This window comes from Sphingopyxis jiangsuensis, assembly GCF_016734905.1.
In the GTDB taxonomy this organism is placed as follows: Bacteria; Pseudomonadota; Alphaproteobacteria; order Sphingomonadales; family Sphingomonadaceae; genus Sphingopyxis; species Sphingopyxis jiangsuensis.
Map to the genome: position 1 here is coordinate 1,240,219 of NZ_JAERPO010000002.1, position 13,788 is coordinate 1,254,006.

The following is a 13,788-nucleotide window of genomic DNA, read 5'->3' on the forward strand; positions in this document are numbered from 1 at the left end:
GCAGACTCGGAAGAAAGGGAGATAGAGGGATGGATATTCGCTGGATCGCAATTGCCGCAGTGCTGCCGCTCACCGCTTGCGCGGGGGCTTATGGCGGCGGCGGCGATATGGGGCCACCGCCCCCCGCCGACATGGTCTGCAATGCCGATGCCGTGCAAAGCTATGTCGGGCAATCGGTATCGGCCGAACTCGGTGCCGCGGCGCTCAGGGCCAGCGGCGCGCGCACCCTGCGCTGGGGTCCGCCGCGCTCGGCGATGACGATGGATTACCGCGAAGACCGGCTGAACATCATGTACGACGACGCGTCAAAGGTCACGCAGGTCAGCTGTGGCTGACGGCGCCGCACCGACATTGGAGCGCAATCGTCTCGCGTCGGCTTCGCCGTTCGAACCGCTCTACGGCTTTAGCCGCGCGGTTCGTGTCGGCGACCGGATCGAGGTCGCGGGCACCGCGCCGATCGAGCCCGACGGCTCGTCGACCGTCGGTGACGCGGGGGTGCAGGCGGCGCGCTGTCTGGAGATCATCGCCAATGCGCTTGCAACGCTCGGCGGCTCGCCCGCCGACGTCGTGCGTACCCGCATGTATATTACCGACGCGGCCGACGCCGACCTCGTCGGCCGCGCGCATGGCGCGATGTTCGGGAACTTGCGGCCCGCAGCGACGATGGTCGTCGTCGCGGGACTGCTGCGCTCCGAATGGAAAGTCGAAATCGAGGCCGAGGCCATTTTAGAGAAGACCGCATGACCGATCAGTTCCAGCTTACCGACGACCAGCTCGCCATTCAGGATATGGCGCGCAAGTTCACCGCCGATGCGATCACGCCGCATGCCGCTGAATGGGACGAAAAGGCGCATTTCCCGCGCGACACGATCAAGGCGGCGGCCGAGCTCGGCTTTGCTTCCATCTATGTCAGCGAGGAATCGGGCGGCATCGGGCTTGGCCGGCTCGAAGCCGCGCTGATAATGGAGGCAATGTCCTATGGCTGCCCCGCGACGAGCGCCTTCATCTCGATCCATAATATGGCGAGCTGGATGATCGACCGCTTCGGCGGCGATGCGGTGAAGGCGAAATTCCTGCCTTCGCTCGTCACGATGGACCAGATGGCGAGCTATTGCCTCACCGAGCCGGGCTCGGGTTCCGACGCCGCGGCGCTCAAGACGACCGCAAAGCTCGAAGGCGACCATTATGTCGTCAATGGCACCAAGCAGTTCATCTCGGGCGCTGGAGTCAACGACCTTTATGTGACGATGGTGCGGACAGGGCAGCCGGGACCAAAGGGGATTTCGTGCCTCGTCATCGAAAAGGACATGGCGGGTGTCAGCTTCGGCGCCAAGGAAAAGAAACTCGGCTGGAACGCCTCGCCGACCGCGCAGGTGATGTTCGACAACGTGCATGTGCCCGTCGAGAACCGCGTCGGCGCCGAAGGCGACGGCTTCCGTTTCGCGATGGCGGGGCTCGACGGCGGCCGTCTCAATATCGGCGCTTGCTCGCTGGGCGGGGCGCAGCGCTGCCTCGACGAGGCGCTTGCCTATGTGAAGGATCGCCAGCAGTTCGGCCAGCCGATTGCCGATTTCCAGAACACCCAGTTCATGCTCGCCGACATGGCGACCGAGCTCGAAGCCGCCCGCGCGCTGCTCTATCTCGCCGCGGCCAAGGTCAGCGCGAACGCGCCCGACAAGACGCGCTTTTCGGCGATGGCGAAGCGGCTCGCGACCGACAGCGGCAGCAAGATCGTCAATGACGCGCTCCAGTTGTTCGGCGGCTACGGCTATCTGCGCGATTATCCGATCGAGCGTTTCTGGCGCGACCTGCGCGTCCATTCGATCCTCGAAGGAACGAACCAGGTGATGCGGATGATCGTCGGAAGGGACCTGCTGCGCCAATGACCGAAGATGTTCTGATCTCGACCGACGGCCGCATTGGCCGCATCGCGCTCAATCGTCCGCGCGCGATCCACGCGCTCAACCTCGCGATGTGCAAGGCGATGATCGACGCGCTCGTCGCATGGCGGACCGACGAGGCTATCGAAGCGGTCATCATCGAACATAGCGAAGGCCGTGGCTTCTGCGCAGGCGGCGACATTCGCATGCTCGCGGAAAGCGGCGCGAAGGACGGCACGGAGGCGCGCGCCTTCTTCCACACCGAATATCGGCTCAACCACCTGCTCTTCACCTATGCCAAGCCCGTCGTCGCCTTCATGGACGGCATCACCATGGGTGGCGGCGTCGGTATTTCGCAGCCGACCAAATATCGCGTCGCGACAGAGCATACACGCTTCGCCATGCCCGAAACGGGGATCGGCCTGTTCCCCGATGTCGGCGGCGGCTGGTATCTGCCGCGGCTCGAAGGGCGCGTTGGTCAGTATCTCGCGCTCACCGGTGCGCGGCTCGACGGGGCCGAGTGTCTGGCGCTCGGCCTTGCGACGCACTACCTGCCGTCCGAAAAACTCGCCGAGGCAAAGGCGCGCATCGCCGCGCATCCCGACCGCATCGGCGGCATTTTGGGCGAACTGTCGGCGACCGCGCCGCACGCGGCGGTGATGGATTATCTCGACAAGATCAACCGCCTGTTCGCGAGCGACCGATATGAGGACATTCTCGCCGCGCTCGAAGCCGACGGCTCGGAGTGGGCAGAGAAGGAACGCGACACGCTCGGCACCAAATCGCCGCAGACGTGCAAGGTTGCATTGCGGCAGCTCAAGGAAGGCGCGGCGATGCCCGACTTCGCCGCCGAAATGGCGCAGGAATATGCGATCGGCGCGCGCGTCGTCACGATGCACGATTTCCTCGAAGGCGTGCGCGCGCTGATCGTCGACAAGGACAACAGCCCGAAATGGGATCCGGCCACGCCCGAGGCCGTCACCGAAGACTGGATCGACGCGATTTTTGCGCCGCTGCCCGAAAACGAGAAATGGACCCCGCTCATTTAACTTCGTCACCCCGGACTTGATCCGGGGTCCATTCACGCGGCGTCGGAATGGATACCGGATCAAGTCCGGCATGACGATCATGGAGATATACGAATGACCTATGAAACCCTCCTCGTCGAGCAGCGCGGCGCGGTGACGCTCGTCACGCTCAACCGCCCGCAGGCGCTCAACGCGCTCAACAGCCAGGTGCTCGACGAGCTGATCGCCGCCTTCGCCGCGTTCGAGGCCGACGACAGCCAGCGCTGCGCGGTCCTCACCGGCTCGGGCGACAAGGCCTTCGCCGCAGGCGCCGACATCAAGGAAATGGCCGACAAGCCTGCGGCCGATTTCTATCTCGAGGATTTTTTCTCGAAATGGACGAGCGACTTTGTGAAAAAGATACGCAAGCCGTGGATCGCGGCGGTGGGCGGTTTCGCGCTCGGCGGCGGCTGCGAGCTTGCGATGATGGCCGACTTCATCATCGCCAGCGACAAGGCCAAATTCGGCCAGCCCGAGATCAAGCTCGGCGTCGCCCCGGGCATGGGCGGCTCGCAGCGGCTGACGCGCGCGGTGGGCAAGGCAAAGGCGATGGAAATGTGCCTCACCGGCCGGATGATGGACGCCGAAGAGGCCGAGCGCTCGGGCCTCGTCGCGCGCGTCGTCGAACATGCGACGCTGGTCGACGAAGCGGTGAAGACCGCGACCATGATCGCAAGCATGCCGCCGATGGCCGCGATGGTGAACAAGGACATGGTCAACGCCGCTTTCGAAACGACGCTCGACCAGGGGCTGATCTACGAACGCCGCCTGTTCCAGATCCTCGCCGCGACCGAGGACAAGGCCGAAGGCATGGCGGCGTTTATCGAGAAACGCGAGGGCGTGTGGAAGGGTCGATAATCCTCAAAGGCGTTGGGTTGCTATTCGTCGGGCTGCTATTCGTGTGGCTCGGCGTTTCCGGTTGGAGGCATCGCCGGGAAGAACGCATAAACATTGTCGAAGCAGCGATTCTGAAGCTGGCCGATGCCGATCCACTGCCGCGCAACCGCTGGGACCGTGGCATGGCCTACGCACAACCGGTCCTGATGCTGATATTCGGACTTGTCATGATCTTTCTTGGTCTTGTGATCTTATTCGTCTGATTGGAGTGAACATGAGAATCGCATTTATCGGACTCGGCAACATGGGCGGGGGCATGGCCGCAAATCTCGCGAACGCGGGGCATGAGGTCCGAGCTTTCGACCTCAGCGAAGAGGCGCTGGCCCGCGCGGTCGAGGCGGGCTGCACCCGCGCCGCCTCCGCCGCCGAAGCGGTGACCGGCGCCGAAGCCGTCGTCACAATGCTGCCTGCGGGCAAACATGTCGCAGGCGTCTATGAAGGCGATGTCTATCCCAACGCCGGGCCGGGCACGCTGCTCCTCGACTGCTCGACGATCGACGTAGCGACCGCACGCTCGAACATCGAAGCCGCAACCGCCAAGGGCCTCGTCGCGGTCGACGCGCCGGTGTCGGGCGGAATCGCCGCCGCCAACGCGGGGACGCTGACCTTCATGGTCGGCGGCACCGAAGAGGGCTTTGCACGCGCCGAGCCGATCCTCGCGAAGATGGGCAAGGCGGTGATCCATGCGGGCGATGCGGGCGCGGGGCAGGCGGCGAAAATCTGCAACAATATGCTGCTTGGCGCCTCGATGATTGCGACTTGCGAAACGCTCGCGCTCGCGCAGAAGCTCGGGCTCAATCCGCAGAAATTCTTCGACATCGCCAGCGTGTCGTCGGGGCAATGCTGGTCGCTTACAAGCTATGCGCCGCTTCCGGGTGTCGGGCCGACGACGCCTGCCGACAACGATTATAAAGGCGGCTTCGCCGCCGCGCTTATGCTCAAGGATTTGCGCCTCGCGATGGAAGCCGCGGCGAGCGTCGACGCCGATGTGCCGATGGGCAGCCGCGCGCGCGACCTTTATGAAGCCTTTGTCGAATCCGACAAGGAAGGGCGCGACTTTTCTGCGATCATCAAGACCCTGCAGGGATAAGGCCCGCCCCTCCGTTCGTCACTCCGGGCTTGACCCGGGGTCCATTGCCCCGGCCTCGAAGAAGTGGGGCCCCGGATCAAGTCCGGGATAACGATCATCGGATGACAAATAAAAGGCCGCCTGCCCCACCGGGATCAGGCGGCCTTTCATGTCAGCGCATCGGGGCTTTTAGAAGCCCGATTTCGCTTCCGCCTTTTCCTTCAGCAGCGGCGCGACCTCGAAGCCGTGCTTTTCCAGCGCCGCGACGATCTTGTCGGTGCCTTCGAGCCCTGCCCAGAACATCGGGCCGCCGCGATAGACGGGCCAGCCATAGCCATAGATCCACACGACATCGATGTCGCTTGCGCGCTGTGCCTTGCCTTCTGCCAGGATCAGCGCGCCTTCGTTGACCATCGGATAGAGCGTGCGCTCGATGATTTCCTGATCGGTAATCTCGCGCTTCTCGACGCCTGCCTTGCTGCGGAACTCCTCGATGATCTCGGCTACGCGCGCGCTTTCCGACGGCTGGCGCTTCTCGTCATAATCGTAAAAGCCCGCCTGTTTCTTCTGGCCCCAACGGCCCTCGGCGCACAGCGCGTCGCGGATGCTTTCGATGCGATTGGGGTCGCGGTGCCAGCCGATGTCGACGCCGGCAAGGTCGCTCATCTGGAACGGGCCCATCGGCATGCCGAATTCGACATGCACCTTGTCGACCTGCGCCGGGGTGGCGCCTTCCATCAGCAGCTTCATCGCTTCCATCTGGCGGGGTTTGAGCATGCGGTTGCCGATAAAGCCGTCGCACACGCCCGCGACCACCGCGACCTTGCCGATCTTCTTGCCGATCGCCATCGCGGTCGCGAGCGCGTCGGGCGCAGTCTTGTCGCCGCGCACGACCTCGAGCAGCTTCATCACATTGGCGGGCGAGAAAAAGTGCATGCCGAGCACGTCGCCGGGGCGGCTCGTCGCGGTCGCGATTTCGTCGATGTCGAGATAGGATGTGTTCGACGCGAGGATCGCGCCGGGCTTCGCAATCTTGTCGAGCTTGGCGAAAATCTCCTTCTTGACGTCCATATTCTCATAGACCGCCTCGATGATCAGATCGCAGTCGGCGAGATCCTCAAGGTTGAGCGTCGGGGTGATAAGCCCCATCATCTGATCAACCTGTTCGGGCTTGAAACGGCCCTTGGCGGCGCTGGCGTCATAATTTTTGCGCACCACGCCCAGCCCGCGGTCGAGCGCTTCCTGCTGCATCTCGACGATGGTGCAGGGGATGCCCTTTTGCAGGAAGTTCATCATGATGCCGCCGCCCATCGTCCCGGCGCCGATGATGCCGACCTTTTTGACGTCGCGCAGCTTGGTGTCCTTGGGCAGGCCGTCGATCTTCGCTGCCTGGCGTTCGGCGAAGAAGATGTGGCGCTGCGCCGCCGACTGGCTGCCGAACATCAGCTTCATGAACTGCTCGCGCTCATAGGCGAGGCCCTCTTCAAAAGGCAGGCGCGTTGCCGCCTCGACGCAGGCGAGGTTGGCGTAGGGCGCCTCGAACCCGCGCCAGCGCCTGGCGTTCTTTTTCTTGAGCTCCTCGATCGCGCCCACATCGCCGAACACCGCACGCTCGCGCGTCGGGCGGGGGCCGTCGGCGATCTTGGCGCGGGCAAAAGCGATCGCGTCGGCGGCAAGACTGTCCTCGCCCGCGAGTTTGTCGACGAGACCCATCTCCTTCGCCTTGGGGGCGGGGACAGGGTTGCCGGTCGAGGTCATTTCGGCGGCCGCCTCAACACCGACGACGCGCGGCAGGCGCTGCGTACCGCCCGCACCGGGGAGCAAGCCGAGTTTGACCTCGGGAACGCCGAGCTTCGCCGAGGGCACCGCGACGCGATAGTGGCAGACGAGCGCCGTCTCCAGCCCGCCGCCGAGCGCGGTGCCGTGGATCGCCGCGACCACCGGTTTCGGCGCCGCTTCGATGCCGTTGAGCACCGCGTTGAAATCGGGACCGCGCGGCGGTTTGCCAAACTCGCTGATGTCGGCGCCCGCGATAAAGGTGCCGCCGTCGCAGCGCAGGACGATCGCTTTCACGCCGTCGTCGGCGATCGCCGCCTTGATGTTATCTTCCAGCCCTTGGCGGACGTGCCAGCTCAGCGCGTTGACGGGCGGATTGTTGACGATGATGACGGCGATGTCGCCGTCCTTCTCCATCGTGACGGACACGGGGGTTTCGTCGGACATTTCAGGCTCCTTGGTCTTGACCCCGTTCGCCTCGAGCGACGTCGATATGCCTATCGTTGGCACACACCCTGGCGGTGTCTCGACTTCGCTCGACACGAGCGGAGAGAGGGGTTGTCATTTCAGTCATCGAGCGCGGCGTGGACGAGGGTCTTGACCTCGCGCCGCACGGGATAGGTGGAAGAGGGCATCAGCTGCGTCATGAAGACCATGCAGATCTCCTCGACCGGATCGACGAAGAAACCGGTCGAGAACATGCCGCCCCAATAAAAATCGCCGACCGACGCGGGCAGGCCCGCGCGCGCGGGGTCGATCGTCGTCGCAAAGCCGAGCCCGAAACCGATGCCGGCATTTTCGTCCTCGGAAAAGACGCCGACGCTGTGCTGCGTCAGGTCGCCGCCGCCCGGCAGATGGTTCGCGGTCATCAGGTCGAACGTCTTGCGGCCGATGATCCTGGTGTCTCCCAGCTTGCCCCCGCGAAGCAGCATCAGGCAGAAGCGGTGATAGTCGTGGAGCGTCGAGACGAGCCCGCCGCCACCCGAATGAAAGCTGCGTGACTTTGCCCAGCGACTACGGTCGCTGCTATCGAACAGCTGCTTCTTGTCCTTGGGGTCGAAAGCATAGCAATCGGTCAGCCGATGCTGCTGTTCGGCGGGAACCTGAAACCCCGTGTCGACCATGCCGAGCGGCGCAAAGATGCGCTCGTGGAGCACGTCGGCAAAGGGCTTGCCCTCGATCCGCTCGATCACCGCGCCGAGCACGTCGGTCGCCATCGAGTAATTCCAGTGCGCGCCCGGGTCGAACTGGAGCGGAAATTTCGCGAGCTCCGCGATGAAACTGTCCATCGTATAATGGGCGTCGAAATCGTCGATCCGCGCCTTGCGATAGGCGGCGTCGACCGGGGTACGCTCCTGAAAGCCATAGGTCAGCCCCGACGTGTGGCGCAGCAGGTCGAGCATGCGGATCGGCGCTGCTGGCGGGCGCGTGACAAAGGGGATATTGCCGCCCCCCGCGACGAAAACCCCGGTGTTCTTGAATTCGGGGCAAAATTTGACCAGCGGGTCCGACAACGCCACCTTGCCTTCTTCGAGCAGCATCATGAAGGCGATGCTGGTGATCGGCTTGGTCATGCTGGCGATACGGAAAATCGCATCCTCCTTCAGCGCCGCGCCCGGCCGCGCGTCGCCGATGCACGACAGATGCGCGATCTCGCCGCGCCGCGATACCAAGGTCGCGGCGTGCGGCAGGCGGCCGGAGTCGACATATTTGGCCTGGAGGAAAGCCGGGATGCGGTCGAGCCGCGCGGGGTCGAAACCTTGGGTCATGATACTCCTGTCAATGCGACGTCTGGCCAAGCAGTTGCCGCGTCACGGGGTGCGAGCTCGACAGCCCGCCGTCAACTGCGATCGCCTGCCCGTTGACATAGCTTGCCTGGTCGCTCGCGAGGAAAAGCGCGACATTGGCGAGCTCCTCGGGCTGCGCCGCGCGCTTGAGCGGGTTCAATTGGCCCAGCTTGTGCGTGACGCCCTTGTCCTTGGCATAATCGAACGTCGGTTTGGTCATCCCCGTTTCGGTCAGTCCGGGACAGATGGCGTTGACGCGCACGCCGCTGGTGGTGAGCTGCTGTGCGGCGGTCTTGGCGAGATTGACGACGCCCGCCTTCGACGCCGAATAGGCCGCGGGGCCGGCGCCCGAGTTGAGCCCCGCAACGCTCGCGGTCAGCACGATCGCGCCGCCACGCCCCTGATCGACCATCGCTTTCCCGGCATGCTTCACCATCAGCGCGGGGCCGATCAGGTTGACGCGCAAAGTCTCGGCCCAGGCGGCGGGATCGAATTCGAAAATCCCGCCCATGTCGCCGATGATCCCGGCGTTGGCGAAGGCGATGTCGAGCCCGCCATAGCTGTCCCTGGCGGTCGCCACGAGCTTGGCGACATCGGCCTCGACGCCCGCATCGATTTCGAGCGCCACGACCGTCCCGCCAGCCTCCGTCACCGCCTGCGCCGTTTCATGCACCGCCGTCGTCTTGTCGCCGAGCACGAGCTTCGCACCCTCGGCGGCGAAGCGCAGCGCGCTCGCGCGGCCAATTCCCGAACCGGCGCCGGTGATGATCGCGATCTTGCCGTCCAATGCGCCCATCATGCGCCTCCCGAAATTGTCGCCCCGCCATCGCACACGATGGTCTGGCCGGTGGTGAATGCGCCCGCCTTGCTGGCAAGGAAGACCGCGGCGCCCGCGATCTCGTGCGGCTCGCCGATGCGCTTGAGCGTCGAGGCGGCGGTCGACCGCTTCAGATTTTCCGGGTTCTCCCACAGCGCGCGCGCCATGTCGGTGCGGATCAAGCCCGGCGCGACGCAATTGACGCGCACACCCTGCGGGCCGAATTCGACCGAATAATTGCGCGCCATCTGCATGTCGGCGGCCTTGGAAATGCAATAGGCACCGATGATCGGCGATCCCTTGAGCCCGCCGATCGAGCTGACGATCGTGATCGACCCCGCGCCGCGTTCGAGCATTTCGGGCGCGACCATCGAAATAAGCCAGTGGTTGGACAGGATATTATTGTCCATGATCTTGCGAAACTGCTCGTCGGCGATGCCGAGGCCGGGGCCATAATAGGGATTGGACGCGGCGTTGCAGACCAGCGCGGTGATCTTGCCGAAGGCGGCGCGCGTTTCGTTCACCAGATTCTGCAGGGCATCCTTCGACGAGATGTTCGCGGCGACCGCAATCGCCGTGCCTTCGCCAAAGCGCGCGTTGATCTCTGTCGCGGTCGCATCGCACGCATCCTGCTTGCGGCTCGAAATCACGACCTTCGCGCCCTGCTCGGCCATCGCCTCGGCGGTTGCCTTGCCGATGCCGCGCGACGATCCGGTGATCAGCGCGACTTCGCCGCGCATGTCGAACAGGCTCATGCTCCTGCCTTTCGTGCAAATTCCCAAGCCCGCTCGGCGAGCGGGCGGACGCGTTCGGACATGTCCTTCGCATGCTGCGACGAGGCGGTGCCGTCGATCACCCGCTTCTTGATGCCCTGGATGATCCCCGCGAGGCGGAAGAAATTATAGGCGAAATACCAGTTCATGTCGGGAACGCCGTCGCGTCCCGTCGCCGCGCAATAGCGCTCGACCATTTCGTCCAGTTCAGGAATGCCGAGGCTCGCGCGGTCGACGTCCATCACCCCCGACCGCCCGCCATTTTCGGTCACCCATGCCATTGCGACATAGGTGAAATCGGCGAGCGGATCGCCCAATGTCGACAGCTCCCAGTCGAGCACCGCGACCACCTCCGGCCGGTCGTGCGCAAAGATCATATTGTCGATGCGATAGTCGCCGTGGACGACGCTGGTGCGCGTCTGTTCGGGCAAGCTGGCGGGCAGGAACGCGATGAGCTGTTCCATCTCGTCCATCGTCTCGGTCTCGGCGAGCTTATATTGTTTGGTCCAGCGTTCGACCTGGCGCCCGAAATAATTGCCGGGCTTGCCATAGTCGGCAAGGCCCGCCGCCTCGACGTCGACATTGTGGAGCGCGGCGAGCGTGTCGATCATCGCCTCATAGGTGGCGCGGCGGTTTTCGGGGGTCGACCCCGGCATCGCACCGTCCCAGATGGTGTGCCCGTCGACCATGGCCATCACATAGAACCAGCTGCCGACGACATCCTCGTCGGTGCACAGCCCATATTGGCGCGCGACGGGAAAGCCCATCCTATGGAGCCCCGCCTGCACCTTATATTCGCGATCGACCGCATGCGCCGAGGGGAGCAACTTGCCGAATGGCTTGCGGCGGAGCACATAATCGCCCGACGGAGCCGAAATCTTGTACGTCGGATTCGACTGGCCGCCCGCGAACTTGCGCTGCGTCAACGGGCCTTTGAAGCCCTCGACATTGGCTTCCATCCACGCGGTGAGCTTTGCCTCGTCGAGCACGTCCGCCCCTTCGGGCGCGACGGTGCCGCTGAACGCCTTTTGCGCGTCGAGCGTCATAAGCCCCTCCCCTTCAGGGGAGGGGTTGGGGTGGGGTCCATCGGCCTTGCGCAAGGGCGATGGACCCCACCCGCTGCGACTAGGCAGCAAGCTGCCAAGTCTCGCCGCCCTCCCCTGAAGGAGAGGGCGTGAATGATGGTCGCCTGCATCACTGGTCGAACACGATCACCGACCGTGCGGCGTCGCCTTTCTTCATCTTGTCGAAGCCCTCGTTGATCTTCTCGAGCGGGATCGTCTCGGCGACGATGCTGTCGAGGTCGAGCAGCCCGCGCAGGTAGAAATCGACGAGCCGCGGGATGTCGACAGGGAAGCGGTTGCCGCCCATGATCGCACCCTGCAATTTCTTGCCGGAAAGCAGGTCCATCGCGCTCAGGCCGACCCTTTCGGTGAGCGGCATCATGCCGAGGATCGTCGCGGTGCCGCCGCGGCGCAGCGAGGCAACCGCGAGGCTGGCCGAGGCGGGGCGGCCAACGGCTTCGATGGCGTGGTCAACGCCGCCTTTGGTGAGTTCCACGATCTGCTTCGCGGCATCGTCGGCGAGGGCATCGACCACGTCGGTTGCCCCCAGCTTTCTGGCGAGTTCGCGCTTTTCGGGAACCGGGTCGGCGGCGATGATGCGCCCCGCGCCCGCGATCTTTGCGGCGTTGATCGTCGCGAGGCCGACACCACCGCAGCCGACGACCGCGACGGTCTCGCCCGGCGTCACCTTGCACGCGTTGAAGATCGTTCCCGCGCCCGTCGTCACCGCGCAGCCGATCACCGCCGCGCGGTCGAGCGGCATGTCGGGGTCGATCGCGACGCAGGCATGTTCGTGGACGAGCATCACCTCGGCAAAGGCCGACAGGTTGAGCATCTGATTGACCGGCGATCCGTCGGGCCGCGTGATGCGCGGGCTTGCGCCTGCGGGACGCCGCGTGTCGCCGCCCATGCACAGCGACATGCGCCCGGTGACGCAAAATTCGCAGTGCCCACAAAAGGCGGACAGGCAGGTGACGACGGCGTCGCCGGGCTTCACCGTCCGTACCTCGCTTCCCACTGCCTCGACTATCCCTGCCGCCTCATGGCCGGGGATCGCGGGCAGGGGGTGGGGGTAGGCGCCGTCGATGAAATGCAGGTCCGAATGACAGAGGCCGCAGGCGGCGGTGCGGATGCGGACCTCGTGCGGGCCGGGCTTGTCGACGACAATGTCTTCGACCGACAGCGGCTTGCCGGGTTCGATCAGGATTGCGGCTTTGGTCATGTGGAACTGCAACCTTTCCCATTTGCGCGGAGCTAAGCCCGCTTAACCATTCCCGTCATTGCGACCCCGGCGAAAGCCGGGCTCGCAATGACGATATTTCTGCTTCAGTCTGCGATCTTACCGCGAAACCCCGATGTCGCCCGACGAAAAACCGGGGTCGGCCGCGGGCGAATGCTTCGCAAATTCGATGCGGGCGATCGCGCGCGCGTGGACCTCGTCGGGGCCGTCGGCGATGCGCAGCGTGCGCTGGTGGGCATAGGCCTTGGCGAGGCCGAAATCCTCGCTGACGCCGCCCGCGCCATGCGCCTGGATCGCATCGTCGATGATTTGCAGCGCCATATTGGGCGCCTGCACCTTGATCGCCGCGATTTCGGCGGCGGCGGCCTTGTTGCCGATCCTGTCCATCATGTCGGCGGCCTTCAGGCAGAGCAGGCGCGTCATCTCGATGTCGATGCGCGCACGCGCGATGCGCTGTTCCCAGATGCTGTGTTCGGCGATCGTCTTGCCAAAGGCGACGCGCGATTGCAGCCGCTTGCACATTTTCGCGAGCGCCTCTTCGGCGACGCCGATCGTGCGCATGCAATGGTGGATGCGGCCGGGGCCGAGGCGGCCTTGGGCGATCTCGAACCCGCGCCCTTCGCCGAGCAGCATCGCCTCCTCGGCATTGACGCGCACGTCCTTGAGTTCGATTTCCATATGGCCGTGCGGCGCGTCGTCATAACCAAAGACGGGCAGGTGGCGCTTGATGGTAATCCCCGGCGCGTCGAGCGGCACGACCAGCATCGACTGCTGCTGGTGGCGCTTGGCGCCGAAATCGGTCTTGCCCATCACGATCGCGACCTTGCAGCGCGGATCGCCCGCGCCCGACGACCACCATTTGGTGCCGTTGATGACATAATCGTCGCCGTCGCGCTCTATCCGCGTCTCGATATTGGTCGCGTCGGACGAGGCGACCTGCGGCTCGGTCATCAGGAAGGCCGAACGAATCTCGCCCTCCATCAGCGGCTTCAGATATTTGTCCTTCTGCGCGCGCGTGCCATAGCGGTGGAACACTTCCATATTGCCGGTGTCGGGCGCCGAGCAGTTGAACACTTCGCTCGCAAAGCCGATGCGCCCCATTTCCTCTGCGCACAGCGCATATTCGAGGTTGGTGAGACCGGGACCCTCGAACTCGAACGTCTCGTCGACATGGTGGTGCGCGGCGCTGCGCGGCGGCATGAACAGATTCCAGATGCCCGCCGCCTTCGCTTCGGCCTTCAGATCCTCGACGACCTGGATCACCTTCCAGCGGCCGCCCTGGGCATCCTGTTCATAATAGGTCGGCACCGCGGGGCGAACCTTGCGCTCGATGAATTCGCGCACACGGCCCTGCCAATGCTTCTGCCGTTCGGTGAGGTCGAAATCCATCGTCGCTTCCTTTCCCTTTACGTTCACGT

14 protein-coding genes are annotated in these 13,788 nt (G+C 64.5%); 7 read left to right on the plus strand and 7 right to left on the minus strand.

Translation table 11 applies throughout. From position 1 onward, the window contains the following. Positions 1 to 29 precede the first annotated feature (29 nt). From JI743_RS12670 to mmsB, 7 genes are all read left to right on the plus strand, one after another. Positions 30 to 335 carry an I78 family peptidase inhibitor gene (locus tag JI743_RS12670; protein WP_201928651.1) on the plus strand — a complete coding sequence of 102 codons (306 nt, stop codon included), beginning with the start codon at positions 30 to 32 and terminating at the stop codon, positions 333 to 335. After that, positions 328 to 744: a RidA family protein gene (locus JI743_RS12675; protein WP_438870687.1), complete on the plus strand. Its 417-nt coding sequence runs from the start codon at positions 328 to 330 to the stop codon at positions 742 to 744. The genes JI743_RS12670 and JI743_RS12675 overlap by 8 nt, the downstream gene beginning before the upstream one ends. Next, on the plus strand, positions 741 to 1,886 hold the full coding sequence (locus tag JI743_RS12680) for an acyl-CoA dehydrogenase family protein (RefSeq protein ID WP_201928652.1): 1,146 nt from the start codon (positions 741 to 743) through the stop codon (positions 1,884 to 1,886). The genes JI743_RS12675 and JI743_RS12680 overlap by 4 nt, the downstream gene beginning before the upstream one ends. Continuing rightward, on the plus strand, positions 1,883 to 2,929 hold the full coding sequence (locus JI743_RS12685) for an enoyl-CoA hydratase/isomerase family protein (protein WP_201928653.1): 1,047 nt from the start codon (positions 1,883 to 1,885) through the stop codon (positions 2,927 to 2,929). Before JI743_RS12680 ends, JI743_RS12685 begins: the two co-directional genes overlap by 4 nt. Before the next feature lie 93 nt (positions 2,930 to 3,022). Continuing rightward, positions 3,023 to 3,805 carry an enoyl-CoA hydratase-related protein gene (locus JI743_RS12690; RefSeq protein ID WP_201928654.1) on the plus strand — a complete coding sequence of 261 codons (783 nt, stop codon included), beginning with the start codon at positions 3,023 to 3,025 and terminating at the stop codon, positions 3,803 to 3,805. A 41-nt stretch (positions 3,806 to 3,846) separates the two neighbouring features. Further along, a complete protein-coding gene (locus JI743_RS12695; RefSeq protein ID WP_222136488.1) occupies positions 3,847 to 4,047 on the plus strand; it encodes a hypothetical protein in 201 nt (66 codons plus the stop codon). A gap of 11 nt (positions 4,048 to 4,058) precedes the next feature. Continuing rightward, on the plus strand, positions 4,059 to 4,934 hold the full coding sequence (gene mmsB, locus JI743_RS12700) for a 3-hydroxyisobutyrate dehydrogenase (RefSeq protein ID WP_201928656.1): 876 nt from the start codon (positions 4,059 to 4,061) through the stop codon (positions 4,932 to 4,934). 168 nt (positions 4,935 to 5,102) lie between these two features. Here the strand turns inward: mmsB and JI743_RS12705 are convergent, their stop codons facing one another. The 7 genes from JI743_RS12705 to JI743_RS12735 form a co-directional block, all read right to left on the minus strand. After that, complete coding sequence (locus JI743_RS12705) at positions 5,103 to 7,136, minus strand: 3-hydroxyacyl-CoA dehydrogenase NAD-binding domain-containing protein (protein WP_201928657.1); 2,034 nt, start codon at positions 7,134 to 7,136, stop codon at positions 5,103 to 5,105. 119 nt (positions 7,137 to 7,255) lie between these two features. Further along, a complete protein-coding gene (locus tag JI743_RS12710; RefSeq protein WP_201928658.1) occupies positions 7,256 to 8,458 on the minus strand; it encodes a serine hydrolase domain-containing protein in 1,203 nt (400 codons plus the stop codon). Between the two features lie 10 nt (positions 8,459 to 8,468). Further along, complete coding sequence (locus JI743_RS12715) at positions 8,469 to 9,272, minus strand: SDR family NAD(P)-dependent oxidoreductase (RefSeq protein ID WP_201928769.1); 804 nt, start codon at positions 9,270 to 9,272, stop codon at positions 8,469 to 8,471. Beyond that, positions 9,272 to 10,048, minus strand: coding sequence for an SDR family NAD(P)-dependent oxidoreductase (locus tag JI743_RS12720; RefSeq protein WP_201928659.1), 777 nt, complete (start codon positions 10,046 to 10,048; stop codon positions 9,272 to 9,274). Before JI743_RS12720 ends, JI743_RS12715 begins: the two co-directional genes overlap by 1 nt. Beyond that, positions 10,045 to 11,112 carry a phosphotransferase family protein gene (locus JI743_RS12725; protein ID WP_201928660.1) on the minus strand — a complete coding sequence of 356 codons (1,068 nt, stop codon included), beginning with the start codon at positions 11,110 to 11,112 and terminating at the stop codon, positions 10,045 to 10,047. Before JI743_RS12725 ends, JI743_RS12720 begins: the two co-directional genes overlap by 4 nt. Before the next feature lie 148 nt (positions 11,113 to 11,260). Then, entirely contained in the window at positions 11,261 to 12,352 is a 1,092-nt protein-coding gene (locus tag JI743_RS12730; RefSeq protein ID WP_201928661.1) for a Zn-dependent alcohol dehydrogenase, read from the minus strand. A 117-nt stretch (positions 12,353 to 12,469) separates the two neighbouring features. Then, a complete protein-coding gene (locus tag JI743_RS12735) occupies positions 12,470 to 13,759 on the minus strand; it encodes an acyl-CoA dehydrogenase family protein (RefSeq protein WP_201928770.1) in 1,290 nt (429 codons plus the stop codon). Positions 13,760 to 13,788 lie beyond the last annotated feature (29 nt).